Annotated in this window: 22 protein-coding genes; 6 read left to right on the forward strand and 16 right to left on the reverse strand. The window is 72.3% G+C overall.

Translation table 11 applies throughout. The features are described from left to right. Positions 1 to 21: 21 nt before the first annotated feature. From speB to GA0070215_RS22165, 7 genes are read right to left on the reverse strand one after another with little or no spacing between them, the layout of a single operon-like run. Positions 22 to 1,035: an agmatinase gene (speB, locus tag GA0070215_RS22135; protein WP_091049335.1), complete on the reverse strand. Its 1,014-nt coding sequence runs from the start codon at positions 1,033 to 1,035 to the stop codon at positions 22 to 24. Then, entirely contained in the window at positions 1,032 to 2,234 is a 1,203-nt protein-coding gene (locus GA0070215_RS22140) for a saccharopine dehydrogenase family protein (RefSeq protein ID WP_091049339.1), read from the reverse strand. The genes speB and GA0070215_RS22140 overlap by 4 nt, the downstream gene beginning before the upstream one ends. Continuing rightward, positions 2,234 to 3,655, reverse strand: a complete 1,422-nt coding sequence (locus tag GA0070215_RS22145) for an NAD(P)/FAD-dependent oxidoreductase (protein WP_091049343.1) — start codon at positions 3,653 to 3,655, stop codon at positions 2,234 to 2,236. The genes GA0070215_RS22140 and GA0070215_RS22145 overlap by 1 nt, the downstream gene beginning before the upstream one ends. Then, the gene (locus GA0070215_RS22150) at positions 3,652 to 4,476 is read right to left on the reverse strand and encodes an ABC transporter permease (protein WP_018787555.1); all 825 of its coding nucleotides are present in this window, start codon (positions 4,474 to 4,476) and stop codon (positions 3,652 to 3,654) included. The genes GA0070215_RS22145 and GA0070215_RS22150 overlap by 4 nt, the downstream gene beginning before the upstream one ends. Positions 4,477 to 4,534: 58 nt before the next feature. Further along, complete coding sequence (locus GA0070215_RS22155; RefSeq protein WP_091049346.1) at positions 4,535 to 5,443, reverse strand: ABC transporter permease; 909 nt, start codon at positions 5,441 to 5,443, stop codon at positions 4,535 to 4,537. A 31-nt stretch (positions 5,444 to 5,474) separates the two neighbouring features. Continuing rightward, positions 5,475 to 6,632 (reverse strand): ABC transporter ATP-binding protein, encoded by a 1,158-nt coding sequence (locus GA0070215_RS22160; RefSeq protein ID WP_091049350.1) that lies wholly within the window; start codon positions 6,630 to 6,632, stop codon positions 5,475 to 5,477. Next, complete coding sequence (locus GA0070215_RS22165; RefSeq protein WP_018787552.1) at positions 6,629 to 7,813, reverse strand: polyamine ABC transporter substrate-binding protein; 1,185 nt, start codon at positions 7,811 to 7,813, stop codon at positions 6,629 to 6,631. Before GA0070215_RS22165 ends, GA0070215_RS22160 begins: the two co-directional genes overlap by 4 nt. A 206-nt stretch (positions 7,814 to 8,019) precedes the next feature. Between GA0070215_RS22165 and GA0070215_RS22170 the strand changes: the two genes are divergently transcribed. Next, positions 8,020 to 8,532: an Lrp/AsnC family transcriptional regulator gene (locus GA0070215_RS22170; RefSeq protein ID WP_018787551.1), complete on the forward strand. Its 513-nt coding sequence runs from the start codon at positions 8,020 to 8,022 to the stop codon at positions 8,530 to 8,532. Positions 8,533 to 8,680: 148 nt separating this feature from the next. Then, positions 8,681 to 10,027 (forward strand): aspartate aminotransferase family protein, encoded by a 1,347-nt coding sequence (locus GA0070215_RS22175; RefSeq protein ID WP_091049354.1) that lies wholly within the window; start codon positions 8,681 to 8,683, stop codon positions 10,025 to 10,027. Positions 10,028 to 10,319: 292 nt separating this feature from the next. Here GA0070215_RS22175 and GA0070215_RS22180 read toward each other — a convergent pair whose 3' ends face one another. Then, positions 10,320 to 10,697 carry a DUF3499 domain-containing protein gene (locus GA0070215_RS22180; RefSeq protein ID WP_026268408.1) on the reverse strand — a complete coding sequence of 126 codons (378 nt, stop codon included), beginning with the start codon at positions 10,695 to 10,697 and terminating at the stop codon, positions 10,320 to 10,322. A gap of 153 nt (positions 10,698 to 10,850) precedes the next feature. On the opposite strand from GA0070215_RS22180, the gene GA0070215_RS22185 reads away from it, so the two are divergent. Further along, positions 10,851 to 11,300: a metallopeptidase family protein gene (locus tag GA0070215_RS22185; protein WP_018787548.1), complete on the forward strand. Its 450-nt coding sequence runs from the start codon at positions 10,851 to 10,853 to the stop codon at positions 11,298 to 11,300. Positions 11,301 to 11,395: 95 nt separating this feature from the next. Here GA0070215_RS22185 and GA0070215_RS22190 read toward each other — a convergent pair whose 3' ends face one another. From GA0070215_RS22190 to GA0070215_RS22215, 6 genes are all read right to left on the reverse strand, one after another. Further along, on the reverse strand, positions 11,396 to 11,656 hold the full coding sequence (locus tag GA0070215_RS22190; protein WP_013284161.1) for a WhiB family transcriptional regulator: 261 nt from the start codon (positions 11,654 to 11,656) through the stop codon (positions 11,396 to 11,398). 459 nt (positions 11,657 to 12,115) lie between these two features. Next, positions 12,116 to 12,454 carry a hypothetical protein gene (locus GA0070215_RS22195; RefSeq protein ID WP_018787547.1) on the reverse strand — a complete coding sequence of 113 codons (339 nt, stop codon included), beginning with the start codon at positions 12,452 to 12,454 and terminating at the stop codon, positions 12,116 to 12,118. A gap of 12 nt (positions 12,455 to 12,466) precedes the next feature. Next, the gene (locus GA0070215_RS22200) at positions 12,467 to 13,864 is read right to left on the reverse strand and encodes a DUF4331 domain-containing protein (RefSeq protein ID WP_018787546.1); all 1,398 of its coding nucleotides are present in this window, start codon (positions 13,862 to 13,864) and stop codon (positions 12,467 to 12,469) included. 71 nt (positions 13,865 to 13,935) lie between these two features. Then, positions 13,936 to 14,229: a hypothetical protein gene (locus tag GA0070215_RS22205; RefSeq protein ID WP_026268407.1), complete on the reverse strand. Its 294-nt coding sequence runs from the start codon at positions 14,227 to 14,229 to the stop codon at positions 13,936 to 13,938. 150 nt (positions 14,230 to 14,379) lie between these two features. After that, complete coding sequence (locus GA0070215_RS22210) at positions 14,380 to 16,905, reverse strand: bifunctional FO biosynthesis protein CofGH (RefSeq protein WP_091049358.1); 2,526 nt, start codon at positions 16,903 to 16,905, stop codon at positions 14,380 to 14,382. A gap of 155 nt (positions 16,906 to 17,060) precedes the next feature. Then, complete coding sequence (locus tag GA0070215_RS22215; protein WP_091049361.1) at positions 17,061 to 18,056, reverse strand: hypothetical protein; 996 nt, start codon at positions 18,054 to 18,056, stop codon at positions 17,061 to 17,063. A gap of 99 nt (positions 18,057 to 18,155) precedes the next feature. Here GA0070215_RS22215 and cofD point away from each other — a divergent pair, with 99 nt between their 5' ends. Both cofD and GA0070215_RS22225 read left to right on the forward strand, forming a co-directional pair. Beyond that, entirely contained in the window at positions 18,156 to 19,103 is a 948-nt protein-coding gene (gene cofD / locus GA0070215_RS22220; RefSeq protein ID WP_091049437.1) for a 2-phospho-L-lactate transferase, read from the forward strand. Beyond that, positions 19,100 to 20,185 carry a coenzyme F420-0:L-glutamate ligase gene (locus GA0070215_RS22225; RefSeq protein WP_091049365.1) on the forward strand — a complete coding sequence of 362 codons (1,086 nt, stop codon included), beginning with the start codon at positions 19,100 to 19,102 and terminating at the stop codon, positions 20,183 to 20,185. Before cofD ends, GA0070215_RS22225 begins: the two co-directional genes overlap by 4 nt. 15 nt (positions 20,186 to 20,200) lie before the next feature. Here GA0070215_RS22225 and GA0070215_RS22230 read toward each other — a convergent pair whose 3' ends face one another. Then, complete coding sequence (locus GA0070215_RS22230) at positions 20,201 to 21,190, reverse strand: ArsR/SmtB family transcription factor (RefSeq protein WP_091049369.1); 990 nt, start codon at positions 21,188 to 21,190, stop codon at positions 20,201 to 20,203. Between the two features lie 462 nt (positions 21,191 to 21,652). Here GA0070215_RS22230 and GA0070215_RS22240 point away from each other — a divergent pair, with 462 nt between their 5' ends. After that, positions 21,653 to 22,222, forward strand: coding sequence for an NUDIX hydrolase (locus GA0070215_RS22240; RefSeq protein ID WP_091049378.1), 570 nt, complete (start codon positions 21,653 to 21,655; stop codon positions 22,220 to 22,222). Positions 22,223 to 22,233: 11 nt separating this feature from the next. Here GA0070215_RS22240 and GA0070215_RS22245 read toward each other — a convergent pair whose 3' ends face one another. After that, a complete protein-coding gene (locus tag GA0070215_RS22245; RefSeq protein ID WP_018787537.1) occupies positions 22,234 to 23,325 on the reverse strand; it encodes a mannose-1-phosphate guanylyltransferase in 1,092 nt (363 codons plus the stop codon). Positions 23,326 to 23,329 lie beyond the last annotated feature (4 nt).

Consider the following 23,329-nt stretch of genomic DNA (forward strand, 5'->3'; position numbering starts at 1 on the left):
CTAAACATGTCGGGGTAGCTGTCATCGGTCGTCCAGGAGCGGCTGGGTGGGGTTCCACGGGGTTCCGGTTTCGGCGTCGCGACGGCGGCGGGCTATCGCGGACAGCGCCTCCAGCACCACCCGGTTGCCCAGGTACGCGGTGATGTCGGCGTGGTCGTACGGCGGGGCGACCTCGACCACGTCCAGCCCGACCACCGGCAGCTCGTAACAGACGCGGCGGACCGCGTCGAGCAGTTGCCGGGAGGTGAACCCGCCCGGCTCCGGTGTGCCGGTGCCCGGCGCCATGCCAGGGTCGACCACGTCCACGTCGACGGAGAGGAACACGCCCTCGCACTCGTCGGTCGCGATGCCGAACGCCTCGGTCAGGCAGGAGTCCAGCCCACGCGCCACGATCTCGGTCATCTCGTACGAGCGCATCCGCTGCTCGGCCATCCACGCCAGCGTGTCCGGGCCGGGCCAGTAGCCGCGCAGCCCGATCTGGAGGAAACGGTCGCCGCGTACCGCACCGGACTCGATGAGCCGCCGCATGGGCTGGCCGTGGCCGTGCAGCGAGCCGAACTCGACGTCCCCGGTGTCGGCGTGCGCGTCGAAGTGCACAAACGACACCCGACCGAGCCCGTGGTGCCGGGCCACCCCGGTGGCGTCCGGCAACGCGATGGAGTGGTCGCCGCCGAGCACCACGGGGATCGCCCCGGTTGACGCGACCGTGTGCACGGCGGTCTCCAGCGCGGCGAGCGAGCGCTCGATGTCGCCGCCGAACATCTCCACGTCGCCGGCGTCGTAGACGCACAGGTCCGTCAGCGCGTCCACGCGCAGCGCCAGCGACGGGCGGGAGCCGTCGTGCGGCAGGTAGCAGGCCTGCCGGATGGCGGACGGCCCGAACCGGGTGCCCGGCCGGTGCGAGGTGCCGCCGTCGAACGGCGCCCCGATGATCACCACGTCCGCGTCGGCGTACGTGACCGGTTCCTCGACCGTGCACGGCGGCACGCCGAGGAACGTGACGTCGGGACCGTACATCGGGCCGTACCGGGTCATCGTTCCTCCATCCCCCACGGCGAACCGTAGCCGGTGAGCAGGTCGAGGAAGGGGGTCGGCGGGAACGCCTCCGGGCCGAGCACGCCGGTGCCGGACCAGGCGCCGGTGGCGAGCAGTTCCAGCGCGACGACCGGGTTGACGGCGGTCTGCCAGACCACCGCCTGGTGGCCGTACTCGGCCATCGACCATTCGTTGTCCACCACGTGGTACAGGTAGACCCGGCGCGGCCGACCGTCCGGTCCGGTGCCGGTGACGTACGTGCCGGCGCACGTCCTGCCGCTCATCCGGTCGCCGAGCGTGGCCGGGTCGGGCAGCGCGGCGGCCACCAGGTCGCGCGGCGACACGTCGACCCCGCGTACCCGCACCGGCTGGGTCGAGTCCAGCCCGAGCTTGTGCAGCGTTCGCAGCACCTCGATGAACTCGGCGCCGAGGCCGTACTTGAAGGTGACCCGCTTCGCCGGCACCCAACGGGGGATGAGCAGCACCTCCTCGTGCTCGACGTTGACGCACTCGACCGGGCCGATCCCGGCCGGGAAGTCGAACACCTCCGGTTCGCTGAACGGTTCGGTGGTGAACCAGCCGCGCCCGGCCTCCCAGATCACCGGCGGGTTGAGGCACTCCTCGATGGTGGTCCAGATGGAGAACGACGGCGCGAACTCGTACCCGGCGACGGTGAGGTTCGCGCCGTCGCGTACCCCGATCTCGTCGATCTCGGTGAACAGTTCGTCGGCGGCGTAGCGGGCGAAGACGTCGGACAGGCCCGGTTCGACGCCGATGCCGCACAGCGCCAGCCGCCCGGCGGCGGCCCACCGCTGCGCGACGGCGAACTGCTCGTCGCCGAGCTTGACCCCGGTCTCGGCGTAGGGACGCTCGGGGTGCGGCCGGGACAACGACATCGCCATGTCCAGGTAGTCGGCCCCGGCGGCGAACGCGCCGTCGAAGATCGGCATGACGAAGCGCGGGTCGACGGCGTTGAGCACGTGCGTGATCCGGTGTTCCCGGCACAACGCGGCCACCGCGTCGGCGCAGGACGCGTCCACAGTGGCGGCGACGAACCGGTCGCCGTGCCCGGCGACGGCCCGCGCCGCCCGCGCCGGGTCGTGGTCGGCGACCACCATGGTCTCGAAGAAGGAACGGCGGGCGGCGACGGAAACGGCGGCGGAGCCGACGCCACCGGCGCCGACGAGAAGGATACGCATCAGGAGTCGAACCCCAGTCCAAGACGGTCGAGAGTACGGAGCCAGAGGTTGCGCCGCCCGTCGCGCGCGTCGGCGCGGGCGAGCGACCAGCGGGTCAGGTTGATGCCCACGGACCGGGCCGGTTCCGGTGGGATCGGCAGCGGCTTGCGGCGCACCAGGTCGAGCCGGGTCAGCGGGGTGTCAGTGCCGGAGAGCAGGTCGAGCGTGACGCGGGCGCCGAACCGGGTCGCGCCGACGCCGAGCCCGGTGAACCCGGCCGCGTAGGCCAGGCGGCCTTCGTAGGCGGTGCCGAAGAACGCGCAGAACCGGGTGCAGGTGTCGATGACGCCGCCCCAGCGGTGGCTGAACCGCAGCCCGTCGAGTTGCGGGAACGTCGTGAAGAAGTGCGAGGCGAGCGTGGTGAAGGTGGCCTCGCGCTGCTCCAGCGCGGGCGCCACCCGGTTGCCGTAGTGGTAGATCGCGTCGTAGCCGCCGAACAGGATCCGGTTGTCGGCGGTGAGCCGGTAGTAGTGGAACTGGTTGCCGGTGTCGGCGAGCCCCTGCCGGTTCCGCCAGCCGATCGCGTCGCGCTGCGCCGCGGTCAGCGGCTCGGTCATCAGCGCGTAGTCGTAGACCGGCACCAGCCAGGAGCGCAGCCGGCGCAGCAGCGGCGGGAACGCGTTCGTGGCCAGCACCACCTGCCGCGCCCGGACCGCGCCGAACGCCGCGTCCGCGCCGCCCGCCGTGGTGGCGCGCAGCCCGGCTCCGTCGCGGGCCAGGCCGGTGACACGGGTGTGCTCGTGTACGCGTACGCCCAGGTCGAGCGCCGCCCGGCGCAGCCCCCAGGCGAGCTTCGCCGGGTCGAGCAGGGCCACCCGGTCGGCGTCCCACATCCCGCCCAGGTACGTCGGCGACGCCACCTCGGCGCGTACCTCGTCGCGGTCGAGCAGCCGCACGTCGTGGCCGTACCGGCGGGCCAGTTCGGCGTCGGCGGCGAGCCCGTCGAGCTGGTACGGCTCGACCGCGACCGCCAGTTCGCCGGTGCGCTCGAAGTCGCAGGCGATGTCGTACTTCGCCACGGCTGCGGCGATCGCGTCCAGGTTCTCCCGGCCCAGCCGTTCCAGCTCGTCGATCTCGCCGGGGAACCGCTCGACGCCGTTGGCGAGCCCGTGGGTCAGCGACGCGGCGCAGAACCCGCCGTTGCGCCCGGACGCCGCCCAGCCGCACGTGCCCGCGTCGACCAGCAGCACGTCGCGGTCCGGGTCGGCCTCCTTCGCCAGCAGCGCGGTCCACAGCCCGGCGTACCCGCCGCCGACCACGAGCAGGTCGGCGGCGTGCGACCCGGACAGCGGCGGCAGCGGGTCGGGGCGCTCCGACCGGTCCAGCCAGTACGGCACGGGCGCGGCGTCGGCCAGCGCCCGGCCGGTATGCGGGAGTGTCATGGCTTGCCCGCAGGTGTGGCGATCATCGCGAGGGCGGCCCGTCGCGCCCGCCGCCCGCGCAGCGAGCTGGCCCCGACCAGCAGCAACGCGATCACGAACATGGCCGTCCCGATCACGTTGACCTGCGGTGGGATGCCCCGCTGCGAGGCGCCCCAGACGTACATCGGGAACGTGACGGTGGTGCCGGCGTTGAAGTTCGTGATGATGAAGTCGTCGAAGCTGAGCGAGAACGCCAGCAGCGCGGCGGCCACGATGCCGGGTAACACGAGCGGCAGCGTGATCCGGCGGAACGTCTGCCACTCGCTGGCGTACAGGTCCATCGCGGCCTCCTCCAGCCGCCGGTCCATGCCGGCGAGCCGGGCCTTCACTGTGACCACGACGAACGACACGCAGAACATGACGTGCGCGATGACGATCGTCCAGAAGCCCTGCGGCACCCCGGCGGCGACGAAGAGGGCGAGCAGCGAGGTGCCCATCACCAGTTCCGGGGTGGCCATCGGCAGGAAGATGAGCCCGTTGAGCCCGGACCGGCCGCGGAAGCTGTGCCGGACCAGCGCGAACGCCATCAGCGTGCCGAGCACTGTGGAGGCGGCGGTGGCGATCAGGCCGATCTGCATGCTGCGCACCACCGCGTCGCACATGTCAGCTGTCGCGCAGGGCTGCTTCCAGTTGTCGAGCGTGAACTCGTTGAAGTCGTAGGAGAGCCGGCTGGAGGGCCGGTTGAGGGACAGACCGGCCACCACCATGATCGGCAGCGTCAGGTAGCCGAGGACGAGCAGAGCCACGCCCATCACCCACCGGTCGGCGAGCCAGCGCCGCATCAGAGCCTGCCTCCATTCGCGACTGCGGGGCTCCACTTCGCTGCGCTCCTCGCGCTCATCACAGCACCTCCTCCGTGCCGGCCTTTCGCAGATAGACGAAGACGATCGCCAGGATCGCGGCCATCAGCAGGAACGACAGCGCCGCGCCCTGCGGATAGTCCAACCGGACCAGGAACGCCGAGTCGATGACGTTGCCGATCATGTACTCGTTCGGCGTGCCGAGCAGCTCGGCGTTGATGTAGTCGCCGGTGGCCGGGATGAAGAACAGCAGCGTGCCGGCGATCAGGCCGGGCATAGAAAGCGGCAGCGTGACCTTCGCGAACGCGCGCAGCGGACTCGCGTACAGGTCGCTCGCCGCCTCCAGCAGCCGGGGATCGAGCCGCTCCAGGCTCGCGTACAGCGGCAGCACCAGGAACGGCAGGAAGTTGTACGTCAGCCCGAGCACCACCGCGATCGGGGTGGCCAGTAGCCGGCCGTCCGGGCCGAGCAGGTGCACGTCGCGCAGCAGCCCGACGAGCGCGCCGTTGTCCGACAGGATGGTCTTCCAGGCCAGCGTGCGCACCAGGAAGCTGGTGAACATCGGCGCGACCACCGCCACCAGCAGCAGGTTCTTCCACCGGCCGGCCTTCTGCGCGATCGCGTACGCCAGCGGATAGCCCATCAGCAGCGCGAGCACCAGCGCGATCGCCGAGTAGAGGAAGGACCGGGAGAACTGCGGCCAGTACGCCTGCAACGCGTCCGGGTAGTTGCCGAACGCCCAGGTCATCGCGTACCCGGTGGTGAGCGAGCCGGACGGGTCGTAGAGGCTGGCGGAGGCGAGCTGCACCAGCGGGAGCGCGAAGAAGACGAGCAGCCAGGCCGCGCCGGGCAGCAGCAGCAGGTACGGCAGGAGGCGGCTGCGTCCGCGCCGCACCGGCGGCGGCGCCGGTTTCCCGGCGGAGGCCGGTACGTGGGCCAGCGCGCTCATGCCGCCACTCCGCTTCGCTCACTGCGCTCGCTCATGGCAGCGCACCCACCGGCGGCCCGTCGAGCAGCGGCGCGGTCTGGTCGTCCGCACCGGCGGCCCGAGGCAGCAGGAAAGCGTGCCGCGGATCCCAGTGCGCGGTCACCGCCGTACCGACGGCGAGCCGCCCGCCCAGCCCGCTGTTAGCGGCGAACGCGGACAGTTCGCTGCCCCACGCGGTGCGCACCAGGTACTGGGTGCTCACCCCGACGTAGGAGGTGTCGGTGACGACGCCGCCGACGTGCTGGTGCCCGGCCGGCACGCGGTCCGGGCCGTCGGCCAGGTGCAGCTTCTCCGGACGTACGCCGAGGAAGGCCGGACCGTCGGTGAGCCGGGCCCGGCCGGCGGGCACGGAGTAACGCGCGCCGTGCGCCGTGACCAGCACGTCGTCGGCGGCGCGACCGCCGGCGTCGGCGGCGAGCAGGTTGGACTGACCGAGGAAGTTCGCCACGAACGCGGTGGCCGGGTACTCGTAGATGTCGGCGGGTGCGCCGAGTTGCTCGATCCGGCCGGCGTTCATCACCGCGACCGTGTCGGCCATCGTCATGGCCTCCTCCTGGTCGTGGGTGACGTGCACGAACGTGATGCCCACCTCGGTCTGGATCCGCTTCAGCTCGATCTGCATCTGCCGGCGCAGCTTGAGGTCGAGCGCGCCGAGCGGTTCGTCGAGCAGCAGCACCTGTGGGTGGTTGATGAGCGCCCGGGCCAGCGCGACGCGCTGCTGCTGCCCGCCGGAGAGCTGGGCCGGGCGGCGCCGGCCGTACCCTTCGAGCTGGACCAGCGCGAGCATCCGCTCGACCTGGTCGCCCACCTTGCGGATGCCGCGGCGGCGCAGCCCGAACGCCACGTTCTCGTGGATGTCCAGGTGCGGGAAGAGGGCGTAGCTCTGGAACACGGTGTTGACCGGCCGCCTGTACGGTCGCAGCCCGGCGATGTCCTGCTCGCCGAGCAGCACCTTCCCGCTGGTGGGCTGTTCCAGCCCGGCGATCATCCGCAGCGTGGTGGTCTTGCCGCAGCCGGACGCGCCGAGCAGGGCGAAGAACGAGCCCTGCGGGACGGCGAGGGTGAGGTCGTCGACGGCGGTGAAGACGCCGAACCGCTTGGTCAGGTCGACCAGTCGCAGGTCACCGGCCGGGGGCTGCTGCCCCTTCACGCGCCGATCACCTGCTGGAACTTGGTCTCGTACTCCTTCTCCTGCGCTTCGTCGAGCGCCATGAAGACCTTCGCCTTCGACAGCATCGCGTCGTCCGGGAAGATGAGCGGGTTGGTGGCCAGATCCGGGTCGATCTTCTCCATCTCGGCCTGCGCGCCCTGCACCGGGCAGATGTAGTTGACGTACGCGGCCAGCTTCGCCGCCACCGCCGGGTCGTAGTAGTGGTTCATCAACGCCTCGGCGTTGGCCTTGTGGGTGGCCTTGTTCGGCACCAGCATGTTGTCCGACCAGAGCATCACGCCGGACTCGGGCACCACGAACTTGATTTTTTCGTCCTCGAAGCCGAGCTGGACCACGTCGCCGGACCAGCCGATGCACGCGGCGATGTCGCCCTTGGCCAGGTCGGGCGCGTAGTCGTTGCCGGTGAACCGCCGGATCTGCTTGCTGTCCACCGCCTTCTTGAGCTTGTTCAGCGCGTCGTCGAACTGGGCGGCGGTGAACTCGGCCGGGTCGTGGCCGAGGGACTGGAGCAGCAGGCCGATGGTGTCGCGCATCTCCGACAGCACCGTCACCTTGCCCTTGAGGTCGGGGCGGGTGAGCAGTTCGTCGACGGTGCGGATCTCTTTGGTGACGTTGGCGTTGTACGCGAGCCCGGCCAGCCCGGACTGCCACGGGACGGCGAGCTGGGTCTCGGCGTCGAAGGAGCGCCCGCGCAGCGACTGCAGCAGGTTCGCCTCGACGTTCGGCATCTTCGACTTGTCCAGCTTCTGCACCCAGCCGAGGCGGATCATCCGGGCGGCCATCCAGTCGGTGAGCACCATGATGTCCCGGCCGGTGCTCTGACACCCGGCGAGCTGGTTGCGCACCTTGCCGAAGAACTCGTTGTTGTCGTTGACGTCCTCGGTGTACGTCACCTGGATGCCCGAGGCGGCGACGAACGCGTCGAGCGTGGGGCGCTTGGACTCGTCCTTCTCGTCGGTGTCCATGTACTGCGGCCAGTTCGAGAAGGCGACCTTCTTCTCGGTGGCGGACAGATCCTCGCTCTTGCAGCCGGCTTCGGTCTGCTGGGCGCCCTTGGTCCCGCAGCCGGCCAGGGTGCCCGCGGTGGCGAGCAGCGCGGCCGAGCCGACGGTCCCGGTGAGCAGACCACGCCGGGTGAGGGTCCGGAGGGGACTACGCATGTGACGACTCCTTGGGGGGGCATCGTCGGCGGCGGGACGGGGGCGGCGCGCCGGCGGGAGGGTCAGTGGCGATGGACGACTGATCCTGACATGAGAAAACCTCTCTCACAAGGGATTCCGTTGCCGGAATAGCCAGTCGCCACGAAATACGCCAGACTGCGCGGGGCACTACGCTCACCACGGAGAATCGGACACGAGGAGCGTCGATGGTCAACCGGCACCAGGAGATCGGGAACGGCAACCGCCGGGTCACCGTGCGTGAAGGGGCCAACCACGCTCTGCTCGACGACGTGGCCAAGCAGATCATCGAGCAGCTCCAGGAGGACGGGCGCCGCCCGTACGCGAGCATCGGCAAGGCGGTGGGCCTCTCCGAGGCGGCGGTACGCCAGCGCGTGCAGCGGCTGCTCGACGCGGGCGTCATGCAGATCGTCGCGGTCACCGATCCGCTCCAGCTCGGCTTCCCCCGCCAGGCCATGATCGGGCTGCGCACCGACGGCGACCTGGAACCCGTCGCGGACCGGCTGGCCGAGTTCGAGGAGATCGACTACGTCGTGATCACCGCCGGCTCGTTCGACCTGCTGGCCGAGGTGGTCTGCCGCAACGACGCGCACCTGCTGGAGATCCTGCAGAAGCTGCGCGGCGTGCCCGGGGTGCTCTCCACCGAGGCGTTCGTCTACCTGAAGCTGCGCAAGCAGACCTACAGCTGGGGTACCGCCTGATGCGGATTCCGTTGACACGGAAGTGATATGGCGCTGAATCCGTCGCGATGACGCCGACTCGCTTGCCTTATCGGCATCGCCTGTGGGATAACCGTGGGCAGAGCGGCCGGTGTCACCCCTGACCGGCCCGAGACCCGATGGGGCTGACATGGCCAACGCCACCGACCACCTGTGGATGCACTTCACCCGCATGGCGAGCTACCCCGCCGGCGAGGTTCCGACGATCGTCCGGGGCGAGGGCGCGTACGTCTGGGACGCGCAGGGCCGCCGCTACCTGGACGGGCTGGCCGGGCTGTTCGTCGTCAACGCCGGCCACGGCCGCACCGAGCTGGCCGAGGCCGCCGCCAAGCAGGCCGGCGAGCTGGCCTACTTCCCGCTCTGGTCGTACGCCCACCCGAAGGCGGTCGAACTGGCCGAGAAGATCGCCACGCTCACCCCCGGTGACCTGAACCGGGTCTTCTTCACCACCGGCGGTTCCGAGGCCGTCGAGGCGGCGTGGAAGCTGGCCCGGGCCTACTTCAAGCGCACCGGCAAGCCCACCAAGCACAAGGTCGTCAGCCGGTACATCGCCTACCACGGCACCTCGATGGGCGCGCTGTCGATCACCGGCCTGCCCGGCATCAAGACCGACTTCGAGCCGCTGGTGCCCGGCGGCATCAAGGTGCCGAACACCAACTTCTACCGGGCTCCGGAGCACGGCGACGACGCCGAGGCGTTCGGCCGCTGGGCCGCCGAGGAGATCGGCCGGGCGATCGAGCGGGAGGGGCCGGAGACGGTCGCCGCCGTCTTCCTGGAGCCGGTGCAGAACTCCGGCGGCTGCTTCCCGCCGCCGCCCGGCTACTTCGAGCGGGTACGCGAGATCTGCGACGCGTACGACGTGCTGCTGGTCAGCGACGAGGTGATCTGCTCCTGGGGCCGGCTCGGCGAGTACTTCGGCGCCGTTCGGTACGGCTACCAGCCGGACATCATCACCACCGCCAAGGGCATCACCTCCGGCTACGCCCCGCTCGGCGCGATGATCGCCAGCGAGCGGCTGATGGAGCCGTTCCTCACCGAGACCGGCATGTTCGCGCACGGCGTGACGTTCGGCGGCCACCCGGTCTCCTGCGCGGTGGCGCTGGCCAACCTGGAGGTGTTCGCCCGGGAGGACCTGATCGGGCACGTCCGGACCAACGAGGGCGCGTTCCGGTCCACTCTGGAGAGGCTGCACGACCTGCCGATCGTCGGCGACGTCCGGGGCGACGGCTACTTCTACGGCATCGAGCTGGTCAAGGACAAGACGACCCGGGAGACGTTCGACGAGGCCGAGTCCGAGCAGCTGCTGCGCGGCTTCCTGTCCACCGCGCTGTTCGACGCCGGGCTCTACTGCCGCGCCGACGACCGGGGCGACCCGGTGGTGCAGCTCGCCCCGCCGCTGATCGCCGACCAGCAGCACTTCGACGAGATCGAGCAGATCCTGCGCGCGGTGCTGACCGAGGCGTGGTCGCGGCTCTGACGCCGATGACCGACTACCGGCACCTGTCTGTACCGGCTGTCCGGCCTGGACGAACGGCTGACCCCGCGAGCCGGGTTGCCCGGCGACACGGACGCCACGTGGCGATCGTGGGCACCGGGTAGACCGGGCTGTGGACGGGCGCGGATCGACGCCAGTTCGGGGTGGTGGCGGGGTCCAGGCGGGTGGGATGGCCCCACCTCCCCGTGCTGGTGTTGACCTTGACCTGGCTGGCACGTGGCCGACCAGCGCGACCTTCACGGTCGACCGATGGCGCGGGTCGGTGGTGGGTGGGTCAGTGGTGCGGCGGCGGGATCACCCGGAGGTGGCCTCGGCGGCCCTGCTGGGGGCTCTGGTGGGGCTTGGTGGTGGGCTCGTCCTCCGGGGGACGGGGCGGAGCCGGGCGGGCGGCCTCGCGTACCGCCTCGGCCAGCGCCACCAGGTCGTCGGTGGTGGGCGGCGGCGGCTCGAACTCGCCCTCGTGCCGCACCACGTCCCAGCCGCGCGGGGCGGTCAGACTGCGGGCGTGCGGCTCACACAGGTCGTACGTGTGCGGTTCGGCGAACGCCGCGAGCGGCCCCACCACCGCCGTCGACTCGTTGTAGACATAGGTCAATGTGGCGACCGCTTGCCGGGGGCAGCCGTTACGGGAGCAGCGCCGTGGTGACCTCACGGCGGCAGGGTATCCCCATTACCGGGTCCGGCGCACCGCTTCGCGTTACGACACGCCCGTCATGGTGATCACAATTCTTTCGTTCGGCGCACCGGCACGCCGGACGGCCGCGCGACGGCGGGTGGACCGCCGGCCCGGGCTACCCTGTGCGTCATGACGAGCCCCCAGAACCGCCGCCCCGGCTCCGGCCGGCGCACCCACCGTGACCGGCACGGTCGCGGGCTGCGCGGGCGACTGGTGCCGGCCACGGTGCCCCTGGCGCGGACGAAGGCCGAGGTCTTCGACGATCTGGTGCTCGACACGGTGGAGACGCTCGAACGCCGGTTCGCCAAGGAGTTGGCCGGGGTGGAGTTCGCGGTCGAGGACGTCCCGCCGGATCTGAACGTCTACGACTCGGACGTGCTGGAGGACGGCGAGGTGCCACTCGCCCGGCTGCTGCCCGGGCGGCCCGGCCGCCAGGAGGTGCCGCCGCGGATCGTGCTCTACCGGCGGCCGCTGGAGTTCCGCGCGATGGACCGCGAGGACCTCGCCGACCTGGTGCACGACGTGATCATCGAGCAGGTGGCGAATCTGCTCGGGGTCGACCCGGACGAGCTGGCCTGACGACGGGGCGCCGCCCTCCGGCCGGACGCGCCGGCCGGACGGCGACCCGGGTCCGGGTCCGGGCGGCCCCCACCGCCCGTGGACCCGTACGTGGATCAGGCGGCGACCCGCCGCTTGAGCTTGCGCCGCTCCCGCTCGGAGAGGCCACCCCAGATTCCGAACCGCTCGTCGTGGCCGAGCGCGTACTCCAGGCATTCCGTCTTCACTTCGCACCGCGAGCAGATGCGCTTCGCCTCGCGGGTCGAGCCGCCCTTCTCGGGAAAGAACGCCTCCGGGTCGGTCTGCGAGCAGAGCGCTCGCTCCTGCCACTCCGGCGCGTTCCCGAGCAGGTCGGCCACCTCGAGCTGGCCGTCCATCGATTGCCTCCTTGTCGCGCACCGGCGTCATTCGCCGCTGCAACCCCCCACGCGAAAGGCGTGCCTGTCCGTACGGTCACTATTTGTTGCGTTCCGTGCGAACAACCCCATTCAAATTACACGCGTGTAATGCGTGCGCCGTCAAGCCAAACTTGATAATGGAGTCGCCCTCCCGACACGTCCGGGACGACCGCCGCGGCCGCCCGTAGCCTCGCAACCTGCCCTATCGATTCAGACCCCGGACGAGTAACGCCCTCCCCGGCGAGTTGCCGGAAGTTTTCTGCCGTGGCGTATCGCCGACAGGCCGGCCGGACGCCCCCGCCGGCCGCTCGTACCAAGATCAGAATTGGTGGGGCACAGGGTAACCCGCTTCCCGCGGCACCGCCCGTCGGGCCGTCCAACGCCGACCGCGTCCCGTCCATCATGTGGACGGGACGCGGGTTCGGCGCGACTGACGACTCAGTCCACGCGGGCCGGCGAGCTGGTGGGCCAGACGAATTCGGCGACGGACCCGCCGGTGACCGAGACCGCGCCGGCGGACGTACTCTCGTCCCACCAGACGGTATAAACACCCGCCTCCAGATCCGGGTAGACGGCACTGTGGAACACCCCGTCGCGGACGTGCCGCTCGCGTACGGCAGAGTGGGTCCGCGGGCCGTCGAGGCCCACGCGGCTGATTTCGATCTCCCGGCCGCGCAGGTCCCGCCCGGTGTGGATGATCAGGGCGCCCCGGTCGCCGCCCAGGTCGAGCACGACGCTGCCGACCTCCGACGGGCCGAGATCGTGGTGGTGTGACATCAGCCGCTCCCGTCAGGACTTCTTCGCCTGCGGGTTGCCGAATCCGTCGTACGGCGTCCCGAGGAACGGGAAGTCGGCCAGGAACGGCGCGGTGACGTCGGCCGCGCTCAGGCCCGGCGTCACCGCCGCCGCGGCGGCGTCCGGCCGGAACGTCTTGTCGACCAGCGGCACGGTCAGCCCGGCGATGGCGCGCAGCGCGATCGTCACGACGTCGTCGGCGGGTCGGCGGCCGTTGGGGAAGCCGGCCAGGTCGCCGCCGAGCACCCCGAACCGGTCCGGCCTGCGGCTGGGTCGGATCGCCGTGTTCAGCCGCAGCATGTCCGCCTGCACGTCGCCTGTGGTGTTGGCGAAGCCGTCGATCAGTCCGGCCGGGACGCCGGTCAGCAGGATCGCCACCAGGTCGGCGCGCGGCTTCTCGGACTTGTTCAGCGCCTCCAGGTTGGGGAACACACCCGGGTAGAGGGCGGGCAGCAGCGCGGCCAGCTCGGGCCGCTCGACGAATCCGGCGAACCGCTTGTCCTCCGACGGCGGCAGCGTGTTCCACACGTCCTTCCTGGACATCGGCACGATGACCTCGTTGAACAACGGGTTACCGAGCCGCGACACCTGTGTGAAGGGGCCGGCGGCGGTGTCGGCGGCGACCCGGTCACCCAGCACCCGCACCTGCTGCCGGGAGGCGCTGGTCCAGACCCCGATCGTCGAGGCGCGGTCGGCGGAGCCGTAACGGGCCGCCTTGCGGCGCACCCGGCCCAGCGGCACCTGAACGGCGAGACTGTGCACGTTGAGCCGGTCCAGCGCGTTCACCGGCTCGCCCTCGGTCCGGAACAGCTTCTTGCCGGCGACGTGCAACTGCTGGAACGGCCGCAGCGTACCCAGGTCGAACACCGCGCCCAGGTCGACGAAGAAGCCGTCGGCGCGCTGGCCGGCGAAGACCTTCTCGCCGGTGGACAGCTTGAACGTCGCCTGCCGGACCAGGTTCTGGTAGTTCGGCGTGGACAGTGGTCCGACGTTGCACGGCGGGCAGGGCAGCTTGTGCGCCAGCACCCGCGCCCGGCCGTCCGCGATCCGGGTCAGCCGGTAGAACTGCCGCCGGTTCCAGTTCCTGCTCTCCAGCGACTCGATCGGCCCGGTGTTGTAGAGAAAACTGTTCTGGTTCGTGATCTCGGTAATGAATTCGAAACGATAGGTGACGTCCGGATAACCGTCCCCGTCGTTGTCGATGTGAATCTCGTACCGGACGTCGTCGCCGAACTCGAAGAAGTTCGGGCCGCCGGAGGGAAGCTGCAGCGGCACGTAGTTGGCGATCAACGTGACCGTGTCCGGCTGGCTCGGCGTGACGAACGCGTACAGGTCGGAACTGTCGGCGACCGGATCCTTGGCGATCTCCGGGGCCTCGCGGTGAGAGGACATGGCGGACGCACCTTCGTCGGGGAACGGAAAGCGGAACCGGCGCCGGGAGCCCGCGCCGGCGGAGGGTGGGATCAGCGCCGGCCGGCGGCGCGCACCAGACGGTCGGCCAGGCCGCGATCGCGTACCTCGACCCGGTCGGTGCCGACGAAGACGTCCATGACGCCGGCTGCGGCGTCACGGAGATGGACCACTATCGGCTCGTCGCCCCGGCTCGCCGTAGGGGCGTTCTGCGCGGCGGACAGGCCCGGCACGGTGAGGGCGGCGGCGCCCAGTGTCGCGCTCGCCGCGGCGGTGAGCGTCTGCCTGCGGGTCAACCGCTTCCAGGTCCGCCGCTTCGGCGCGTCGGTGGTGTCGTCAGTGCTCATCGGCAGCCTCTCCGGACCGGCGCCGCAGCGCCGCAGCGGGCCGGGCACCCGGACACCGCCGGGCCCCGGTTCGGGGTTACCGGCGGCGGTCCTCGCCGAAACCGCCGCCGGCATCCACAGGTACGGCGGGCGGCGGGGGAAGGTTCGACCTCAGGCGCGGGCGTGACCGTACGCGGTCGTCCGCTTGCGGAACGGCCGGCCGGCGGCCGTGGCGACGGCCCGCAACTGCTCCTCGGTACGCGCCGAGCCGTTGCCCGAGCCGGCCATCCGGGAGATCGTCTCCTCCATCAGCGTGCCGCCCAGGTCGTTGCAGCCGCCGCGCAGCATCTCCACCGTGCCCGCGTCGCCGAGCTTCACCCAGGAGCACTGGATGTTGTCGATCCGGCCGTGCAGCAGCAGCCGGGCCATCGCGTGCACCGCCCGGTTCTCCCGCCAGGTCGGACCCGGGCGGGCGAGGCCGGCCAGGTAGATCGGCGCGTTGGTGTGCACGAACGGCAGCGCCACGAACTCGGTGAACCCGCCGGTACGGTCCTGCACCCCGGCCAGCACCCGGAAATGGGCCAGCCACTGGGTCGGGTGGTCCACGTGGCCGTACATCATCGTGGAGCTGGACCGGATGCCCAGCTCGTGCGCCGTGCTCACCACGTCGACCCAGGCGGAGGCCGGCAGTTTGCCCTTGGTGAGCACCCAGCGCACGTCGTCGTCGAGGATCTCGGCGGCGGTCCCCGGGATGGTGTCCAGCCCGGCCTCGCGGAGCTGGAGCAGCCACTCCCGCACCGGCACCCCGGCCTTCGCGGCGGCGGTGGCGATCTCCATCGGGGAGAACGCGTGCACGTGTATGTCCGGCACCCGCGCCTTGATCGCCCGCACGATGTCGGCGTAGCCGGTCACCGGCATCTTCGGGTCGATGCCGCCCTGCAGGCAGACCTCGGTCGCGCCGGCCGTCCACGCCTCCTCGGCCCGGTCGGCGACCTGTTCCAGGGAGAGCCGGAACGCGTCGGCGTCGCTCTCCCGCTGGGCGAACGCGCAGAACCGGCAGCCCACGTAGCAGACGTTCGTGAAATTGATGTTGCGGTTGACCACGTAGGTCACGTCGTCGCCGACCGCGTCCCGGCGCGCGTCGTCGGCCAGCCGGCACAGCTCGTCGAGTGCCGGGCCGTCCGCGCCGAACAGCGCCAGCGCCTTGGCCTCGTGCGCCGGCGTCAGCAGCGCGGCCGGGTCGCCCGCTGCGAGCCGCAGGCCCGCGCGCAGGTCGGCGTCCGCGCCACCACCCACTGGTACGCCCGCGCGTGCCTCCGGCGCCACCTTACCGGCCACCTCGGCCCAGTCGCCGTACACGCTGTCGAAGTCGCCCCGCCGGTCGTCGGTCCGGCCGGAGACGTCGATGGTGACGTGCAGGTCGGTGCGGCCACCGTAGACCTCCTCCGGCTCCTGCCAGGGCCGTCCCACCGGGCGGGCCGCCTCGACCGCGAGCCCGGTGGCCGGGTCGGCGAGCGCGCTGACGTGCGGCAGCACGCGCGGATCCAGCCACGGCTCGCCCGCCCGGACGTACTCCGGGTAGACGGTCAGCCGCTCCCGCAGCGTGAACCCGGCACCCGCGGTGCGCGCCGCCAGCTCGTCCAGGTGCGGCCAGGGCCGCTCGGGGTTGACGTGGTCCGGCGTGACCGGGGAGACGCCGCCCCAGTCGTCGATGCCCGCGCGCAGCAGCAGGTCGTACTCGCCCGCGATGAGGTTCGGCGGCGCCTGGATCCGGGCCTTCGGGCCGAGCAGCACCCGGGCCACCGCCACCGTGGCGGCCAGGTCGTGCAGCTCCGCGTCGGGCATGCCGCGCATCGCGGTGTCCGGCTTGGCGCGGAAGTTCTGCACGATCACCTCCTGGAGGTGGCCGTACTCCCGCATCGCCCGGCGGATCGCGAAGATCGCGTCGACCCGCTCGGCCCGGTTCTCGCCGATGCCGATCAGGATGCCGGTGGTGAACGGCACCCCGACCCGGCCGGCGTCGTCGAGCACCCGCAGGCGTACCGCCGGTTCCTTGTCCGGCGAACCGTGATGCGGGCCGCCCGGTTCGGACCAGAGCCGGGTGGCGGTGGTCTCCAGCATCATGCCCATGCTGGGCGCGACCGGCTTGAGCCGCTGCAACTCCGACCAGGTGAGCACGCCCGGGTTGAGGTGGGGCAGCAGGCCGGTCTCCTCCAGCACCGCCACCGCGCAGGCGCGCAGGTAGTCCAGCGTCGAGTCGTACCCCCGCTCGTCCAGCCACCGGCGGGCCGCCGGCCACCGCTCCTCGGGCCGGTCGCCGAGCGTGAACAGCGCCTCCTTGCAGCCCTGCGCGGCGCCCTCGCGGGCGATCGCCAGCACCTCTTCGCGTTCCAGGTAGGCGGCGGGCAGCCGGTGCGGCACGGTGGCGAACGTGCAGTAGTGGCAGCGGTCCCGGCAGAGCCGGGTCAGCGGGATGAAGACCTTCTTCGAGTACGTCACCACGCCCGGCCGCCCGGCGTCGCGCAGCCCCGCGTCGCGGATGTCGGAGGCGATCCGGAGCAGTTCGTCGAGCATCGGCCCGCGAGCGGCGATCAGCGCGCCCGCCTCGCCGGCGTCGAGCGCCCGGCCGGTGGCGGCCCGCCCGAGTGCCCGCTGAATGCTCGCCTCGGTCGGTTCGGGGTCGCTGCGATCAACCATCCGCCCAGCCTAAGCGCTGCCGGACGGCCGGATGCCCGCCCCCGGGCCCGGTCCGGGCAGCGGGACGGGCCGGGTGAGCCGCCGCACGGCGGCGGACGACAGTGGCGGACCGAGGTCGCGGCGGGCGACCACGTCCGTCGCCCGCCGCGCGGAACTCATCGGGGCCGGTTCGGGTCCTCGCGGTCGAACCGCTGGGTCCGCTCGTCGTCGGCGGCCGGTGACGGCGCTCCCGGCTCGGCGGACTGGCGCGGGATCGCCTGCGTCGGGTCGGCCGACGGCGGCTGGCCGAACGGCGGCGCGGGCTGCGGCGAGCCGTACTGCGGCGCCTGCTGCGGCCCGGGGAACGGCGGGCCGGACTGCGGCGCCGACTGCGGGGCGCCAGACGGCGGGCCGGACTGCGGGGCGCCAAACGGCGGGCCGGACTGCGGGGCGCCAAACGGCGGGCCGGACTGCGGGGCGTGCGGCGGGGCCGTGTTGAACGGCGGCGCCGACTGGGGCTGGCCGTACGGGCCGGGCTGCTGCGGCCAGCCGGGCGACGGCGAGCCGGCCTGCGGGTAGCCCTGGCCGGGCTGCTGCGGGTAGCCGCCCGGACCGGGGTAGCCCTGGCCCGGCTGCTGCGGCCAGCCCGGCTGGCCCTGGCCGTACACACCCGGCTGCGGCTTGGGCTTCGGCACGTAGTAGAGCGTGCGCCAGATCTTGAACACCACGAACGCGGCGACCCCGAAGATCGCCAGCCACGCCACGCGGGTGAGCAGACCGAGGAAGGCGTCCAGCACCTCGCCGTCGGCGAGCCGGCCGACCAGCCAGATCAGGAACGTCAGCGCGCCGAACACGGCCGACACCGCGTACTCGACGAGCGCCACCTGCGTGATCAGCTTGGCCTTGGACACGACCGGGAGGATCACGGTGGCGATCAGGACGGCGAGCACCGGCAGGACGGTCGCCTCCAAGCCGATGAAGGCGAAGTACGTGCTCCCGGCCCGGCTGGTGACCGTGCTGTAGTCGACCGGCACCAGCAGGCGCAGCAGGCCGACGAAGAGAAGCACGGCGTTGGCGCCGAGAAGGACGAGCGCTGCGAGTTCGCGCAACGGCTTGATCAACTGGCTGGCCTGCGCGGCGTCGCCGGACGCGGGCTCGGCGGGGCTGCTCACGGACTCCCCCAGGGGACGAAAACGGACAGTTGCCGAAGTGAGCGTAGTCTCTCCGGCCACCGGACGATCGACGGCGGCGCGTGCGGAAGGATGGACGCCATGCGCATCGTGGTACTGACCGGCGGCATCGGGGGTGCCCGCTTCCTGCTCGGCGTGCGGGCGTACGCCCGCCAGGTGGGCGCCGACGTGACCGCAGTGGTGAACGTCGGCGACGATCTGCTGCTGCACGGGCTGAAGGTCTGCCCCGATTTGGACAGCGTGCTCTACACGCTCGGCGGCGGCGCCGACCCGGAACGGGGCTGGGGCCGGGCGGGCGAGACGTGGACGGTGAAGGACGAACTGGCCGCGTACGGCGCGGAGCCGAGCTGGTTCGGCCTGGGCGACAAGGACGTCGCCACCCACCTGGTACGCACCCAGATGCTCAACGCCGGTTACCCGCTGTCCCAGGTCACCGAGGCGCTGGCGGCCCGCTGGCAGCCGGGCGTACGGCTGCTGCCCGCCACCGACGACCGCCTGGAGACCCATGCCGTCGTCATCGACGAGCAGGGCCGCCGGGCGATCCACTTCCAGGAGTGGTGGGTACGGTATCGGGCCGGCGTACCGACCGACCGGTTCGTCTTCGTCGGCGCCGACACGGCGAAGCCCGCGCCCGGCGTGGTCGAGGCCGTCGCCGCCGCGGACGTGGTGCTGATCGCGCCGAGCAACCCGGTGGTGAGCATCGCCCCGGTGCTGGCGGTGCCCGGGCTGCGCGAAGCGGTGGCCGGCGGACCGGCCCCGGTCGTCGGCGTGTCGCCGATCATCGGCGGCGCGCCGGTACGCGGCATGGCGGACCGCTGCCTCGCAGTGCTCGGGGTGGAGTGCAGCGCGGCGGGCGTGGGCGGCCTCTACGGCGCCCGGTCGGCGGGCGGGCTGCTCGACGGGTGGCTCGTCGCGCCGGAGGACGAGGGCACGGTGGTGCCGGACGTGACCGTCCGCGCGGCGCCGCTGCGGATGACCGACGAGGCGACGACCGTCGCGATGGTGCGCGCCGCGCTGGAGTTGGTGTGAGGCTGGAGATCCTGCCGGTGCCCGGCATCGGTGACGTGACCGAGGGCGACGACCTGGCGGCGCTGATCACCGGCGCGGCGCCCTGGCTGCGCGACCACGACGTGCTCGTGGTCACCAGCAAGATCGTGTCCAAGGCGGAGGGCCGGCTGGTCGACGTGCCGGCCGACGGCCCGGAACGGCTCGCCGAGCGGGACCGGATCGTGGCCGGGGAGACCGCCCGGGTGGTGGCGGCCCGGGGCGCGACCCGGATCGTGCAGACCCACCACGGGTTCGTGATGGCCTCTGCCGGCATCGACGCCTCGAACGTGGACAAGACCCGGCTGGTGCTGCTGCCGGTCGACCCGGACGCGTCCGCCCGGGCCCTGCGGGTCGCGTTGCGCGACCGGTACGGCCTCGACGTCGCCGTCGTCGTCAGCGACACGATGGGACGCCCGTGGCGCAACGGGCTCACCGACGTGGCACTCGGGGTGGCCGGCATGCCGGCGATCCGCGACCACCGGGGCGAGGTCGACCCGTACGGCAACGAGCTGTTCGTCACCCAGATGGCGGTGGTCGACGAACTGGCCGCCGCCGGTGAGCTGATCAAGGGCAAGTGCGATCAGGTGCCGGTCGCGGTGGTCAGGGGGTACCTCGCCGCGACCCGGGACGACGACGAAGGCGCCCGCGCGCTCGTCCGCGACGCCTCGATGGACCTGTTCTCCCTCGGTACGGCCGAGGCGCGCGCCGCCGGCCTGCGGGCGGCGGCGACGCTGCCGGACCGGACCGGACCCGAGCCCGCCGACCCGGCCGCGGTGCGGCGGGCGATCGACGCGGTCGCCGACGCGGTCGCCGCGGGCACGGTGTTCACCCACGTCACCGACGACGAGGTGCGCGCCGGGCTCGCCGACACGGTGCCCGGCTGGCCCGCCTCGGCCACCGGTCTGCTGCTCGGCGCGGCGCCAGCTCCGGTCGACCCGGCGGACCTGGTCCGGTTCGGCGCGGACCTGCAACGCCTGCGCGCCGCGCTGGCCGCCGAGGGGATCGACTCGACGTTGCTCCCGCCCCCGTCCGGCAGCACCGCGAGCGCCACACTGGCGCTCTGACTCCGACGGGCCGGGTCAGGCGTCGAGGACGGCCCGGCCCAGCGGCGTGAGCGTGTGCAGGACGGTGTTTCGGTCACGCTGGCTGACCAGCAGCCCCGCATTGCGCAGCACAGTGGTGTGCTGGCTGGCCGCGGCGGCGGAGATGCGCAGCCGGCGTGCCATCTCGCCGGTGGTGCAGCCCTCGTCGGCGGCCTGGAGCACCCGGGAGCGGGTACGGCCGATCAGGGCGGCGAGCGCCTCGCCCTGCGGCGACGCGGCGGGGCCGGACGCGGGCGTCAGGCCGGCGAGCCGGTCGACCGGGTAGACCAGCACCGGTGGCAGCGTCGGGTCGACCAGCGCCACCGGGGTACGCGAGCAGAAGAACGACGGCACGAGCAGCAGTCCCCGGCCGTCCAGGTGCAGTTCCCGGGTGTCCGGGTAGTCGAGCACCTCCAGCACCCCGGAGGCCCAGCGCATGTTCGGCCGCAGGCTGGCCAGCAGCCCTTCGGCGCCGCCGTCGAGCATGGCACGGGCCCGCCGGGCCCGGTCCGCCTCGACCGCCGCCTGCACCCGGGACCAGTACGGCTTGACCGCGAGCGACTGGTATCGCGCCATGGCGTCGGTGAGGTGGTGCAGCGTCTCCGGTTCGCCACGGGCGAGCGCGGTGGCCGAGGACGGGAGCGGGGTCTCCCCGGCGAGCAGCGTCAGGTCCCGGCGCAGCATGTCCACAGAGGTGCCCCGGACCGCGTCCAGCCCCGCCTCGAGGCCCTCCCGGCTGGCGAACGGGGTGAGGAAGTCGGGGAAGTAGCCGCGTGGCGGGTTGAGCGCGAACAGCAGACGGTACTGCTCGGCGTCGGTGTCGGTCCGCAGTCCGTGCGCCACGGCGCGCCGCCACGTGGTCATCATCGGGTCCCGGCTGCGCCCCTGGAGCAGGTGCAGGCTGAGGACCAGCTCCCAGAGCGGGTCCGCGGCCGGCGCGACCCGGGTCCGCAGGACGTCCTCGTCCGAGAAAATGATCTTCAACATGGATCGCTCCCGTGCGGACGGCGGGGGTGCCCGCCACACTTCGCACTGTACCCGCCGGTACTAACCTCCATCTTTAAGCGTCAGGTGAAAGACCTCGACGCTGGGCGGGCCGGTTCGGCAAACTCTCTGTTGCCTGCCGACGCCGGGACGCAACGTCGACCCGGCCGACGGGCGTGGCCGGGTGGCACCACGAGGGTCTGCGGCATCAGCCGCAGGGGTGCCACCCGGCCCTCGCTCATCCGATCCAGAGCGCCACCCGATGGTGATGGTCCTCGTCGGTGACGTGTTGACATCCTCTCCGCCCTGAAGGACGGAGATTCCGCGGCGCGCGCCGTGCGCCCGCAGCAGCGCGGCCGACCGCACCGGCAGAAGGTCGGTCGCCTCGTTACCGGCCACCAAGAACTCGACGAGTCGCAGGGCCACCGCGCCAGGGTACGGAGGCCGCGCTCGTAGAGTGTCCGGGTGCCCGATCTCAATCCGTACACCGAGTTGCACGCCGACGCCGTCGCGACGCTGAGCCGCTGGACGGCGACCAGCCCCGCCGCCGGTGCCGCCCGGGACCGGACCCTGGCGCTGCTGGCCGACGGACCGGTCGCGATGAGCCGGACGCACCGGGCCGGACACGTCACGGCGAGCGCACTGGTGCTCGACCCGGACGGCCGGGTGCTGCTCTGCCTGCACGGCAAGATCCGCAGGTGGATGCAGCTCGGCGGGCACTGCGAACCAGCCGACCGGACGCTCGTGGCCGCCGCGCTGCGCGAGGCCACCGAGGAGTCCGGCATCACCGGCCTGACCGTCGAGCCGGAACCGATCGACGTGGACATCCACCAGGTCGCCTGCCAGGGCGGGTCGTTCCACTACGACGTCCGGTACGCCGCCCTGGCCCCGGCCGGGGCGGTCGAGCGGGTCAGCGCGGAGTCCGAGGCGCTCGGCTGGTTCCCGCCGGACCGCCTGCCCGAGCCGCTCGCCCACGCCACCGCCCAGCTCGTGCCGCCGGCGCTCGCGGTGCTGGCCCGCCACGCCGGCGGCTGAGCGGCGGCGGATCAGACCAGGCCCTCCTCGCCGCGTTCCTTCAGCTCGTCCACGATCTTCTTCACGTCCTGCGCGCGGTCGCGCGGGCAGACCAGCAGCGCGTCCGGGGTGTCCACGACGATCAGGTCGTGCACCCCGACGGCGGCCACGAGCCGGCCCGAGTGCGGCACCACCACCGTGCCGGTGGTGTCGTGCAGCAGCACGCCCGGCTTCGCGTCCCCGCCCAGCACCACGTTGCCGGCGCCGTCGGCGGGCAGCACCTCGCCGAGCGTGTGGAAGTCACCCACGTCGTTCCAGCCGAAGTCGCCGGGCACCGTACCCACCCGGCCGGCCGTCGCCGCGCCCTCCATCACCGCGTAGTCGACCGAGATCCGGGGCAGCGTCGGCCAGACCCGGCCGAGCACGTCGTCCTGCTCCGGGGTGCCCCAGGCCGCCGCGATGGCGGTGATCCCGGCGTGCAGCTCCGGCTGCTGGCGGGCCAGCTCGGCCAGGAAGACGTCCACCCGCCAGACGAACATGCTGGCGTTCCAGAGGTGCCGGCCGGAGCGGACGTACACCTCGGCCACCTCGGCGGCCGGCTTCTCCTTGAACTCGCGTACCGGGCGCAGCGGGCCGTCCCCCGCCGGCTCGCCGGTCTCCAGGTAGCCGTAGCCGGTCTCCGGACGCGTCGGGGTGATGCCCACCGTCATCAGCAGCCCCTGCTCCGCGCCACGGACGGCCTGCCGCACGACCTCGGCCAGCCGGGCCGGGTCGCCGATCAGGTGGTCGGCGGCGAACGAGCCCATCACCGCGTCCGGGGTCCGGGTGGCGATCACCGCAGCGGCCAGCGCGATCGCCGCGCAGGAGTCGCGCGGCGACGGCTCGACCAGGATGTTCTCCTCCGGCAGGCCAGCCAGTTGCCGAGCCACCGCCGCGGCGTGCGCGGCCCCGGTGACCACGAGCGTGTGCTCCGGCGTGGTCAACGGCGACAACCGGTCGACGGTGGCCTGCAACAGCGAGGCGGGGGTGCCGGTCAGCGGGTGGAGGAACTTGGGATGGCCGGCACGGGACAACGGCCACAACCTCGTGCCGCTGCCGCCCGCCGGGATGACGGCGTAGAACATCAGC

It is taken from the genome of Micromonospora marina, assembly GCF_900091565.1.
GTDB classification, from domain to species: domain Bacteria; phylum Actinomycetota; class Actinomycetes; order Mycobacteriales; family Micromonosporaceae; genus Micromonospora; species Micromonospora marina.

Excerpts from the sequence above, each read along its gene's own strand:
- speB (WP_091049335.1), bottom strand. The coding sequence starts at position 1,035 with ATGACCCGGTACGGCCCGATGTACGGTCCCGACGTCACGTTCCTCGGC.
- GA0070215_RS22140 (WP_091049339.1), bottom strand. The coding sequence starts at position 2,234 with ATGCGTATCCTTCTCGTCGGCGCCGGTGGCGTCGGCTCCGCCGCCGTT.
- GA0070215_RS22145 (WP_091049343.1), bottom strand. The coding sequence starts at position 3,655 with ATGACACTCCCGCATACCGGCCGGGCGCTGGCCGACGCCGCGCCCGTG.
- GA0070215_RS22150 (WP_018787555.1), bottom strand. The coding sequence starts at position 4,476 with ATGCGGCGCTGGCTCGCCGACCGGTGGGTGATGGGCGTGGCTCTGCTC.
- GA0070215_RS22155 (WP_091049346.1), bottom strand. The coding sequence starts at position 5,443 with ATGAGCGCGCTGGCCCACGTACCGGCCTCCGCCGGGAAACCGGCGCCG.
- GA0070215_RS22165 (WP_018787552.1), bottom strand. The coding sequence starts at position 7,813 with ATGCGTAGTCCCCTCCGGACCCTCACCCGGCGTGGTCTGCTCACCGGG.
- GA0070215_RS22170 (WP_018787551.1), top strand. The coding sequence starts at position 8,020 with ATGGTCAACCGGCACCAGGAGATCGGGAACGGCAACCGCCGGGTCACC.
- GA0070215_RS22175 (WP_091049354.1), top strand. The coding sequence starts at position 8,681 with ATGGCCAACGCCACCGACCACCTGTGGATGCACTTCACCCGCATGGCG.
- GA0070215_RS22185 (WP_018787548.1), top strand. The coding sequence starts at position 10,851 with ATGACGAGCCCCCAGAACCGCCGCCCCGGCTCCGGCCGGCGCACCCAC.
- GA0070215_RS22190 (WP_013284161.1), bottom strand. The coding sequence starts at position 11,656 with ATGGACGGCCAGCTCGAGGTGGCCGACCTGCTCGGGAACGCGCCGGAG.
- GA0070215_RS22195 (WP_018787547.1), bottom strand. The coding sequence starts at position 12,454 with ATGTCACACCACCACGATCTCGGCCCGTCGGAGGTCGGCAGCGTCGTG.
- GA0070215_RS22200 (WP_018787546.1), bottom strand. The coding sequence starts at position 13,864 with ATGTCCTCTCACCGCGAGGCCCCGGAGATCGCCAAGGATCCGGTCGCC.
- GA0070215_RS22205 (WP_026268407.1), bottom strand. The coding sequence starts at position 14,229 with ATGAGCACTGACGACACCACCGACGCGCCGAAGCGGCGGACCTGGAAG.
- GA0070215_RS22210 (WP_091049358.1), bottom strand. The coding sequence starts at position 16,905 with ATGGTTGATCGCAGCGACCCCGAACCGACCGAGGCGAGCATTCAGCGG.
- cofD (WP_091049437.1), top strand. The coding sequence starts at position 18,156 with ATGCGCATCGTGGTACTGACCGGCGGCATCGGGGGTGCCCGCTTCCTG.
- GA0070215_RS22230 (WP_091049369.1), bottom strand. The coding sequence starts at position 21,190 with ATGTTGAAGATCATTTTCTCGGACGAGGACGTCCTGCGGACCCGGGTC.
- GA0070215_RS22245 (WP_018787537.1), bottom strand. The coding sequence starts at position 23,325 with ATGTTCTACGCCGTCATCCCGGCGGGCGGCAGCGGCACGAGGTTGTGG.